Source organism: Xanthomonas sp. SHU 308, from assembly GCF_000364645.1.
In the GTDB taxonomy this organism is placed as follows: Bacteria; Pseudomonadota; Gammaproteobacteria; order Xanthomonadales; family Xanthomonadaceae; genus Xanthomonas_A; species Xanthomonas_A sontii.
Genome location: NZ_AQOK01000862.1, coordinates 1 through 379, shown reverse-complemented (window position 1 = coordinate 379; position 379 = coordinate 1). Strand labels below are relative to the sequence as shown.

The following is a 379-nucleotide window of genomic DNA, read 5'->3' as shown; positions in this document are numbered from 1 at the left end:
GGAGGGACTTCAGTCCCGACGCATTGCGCCATCGGAAGCACGCCACTTCGCGTTTCACGGCTGCATGACAGTTGACCAGGGGAGCGGTTGCTGTCGCCCCACTCACGCCACATCGGCCGCCAGCGGCCACAGCCCGCGGATCGCGGCGATGCCCTGGCCGCCATGGCGGCGCGCCTCGGCGACGTGCGTCGATGCCAGGCCGCCGATCGGATAGATCGGTAGGGCGACCTGCTCGCGCAGGCGCTCGAACGCCTCCCAGCCCAGCGGCGTGGCGCCTGGGTGGCTGGCGGTGGGGGCCAGCGGCCCGACCACCGCGAAATCGCAGCCGATGCGCTGCGCCGCCTGCAATTCTTCAACGGTATGACAGGACGCCGCCACG

1 protein-coding gene is annotated in these 379 nt (G+C 71.0%); it reads right to left on the bottom strand.

The genetic code is table 11. The features are described from left to right. Nucleotides 1-102 precede the first annotated feature (102 nt). Nucleotides 103-379: thiamine phosphate synthase (locus tag D588_RS0122420; RefSeq protein ID WP_198526797.1), on the bottom strand; the 277-nt coding region annotated here is incomplete at its 5' end.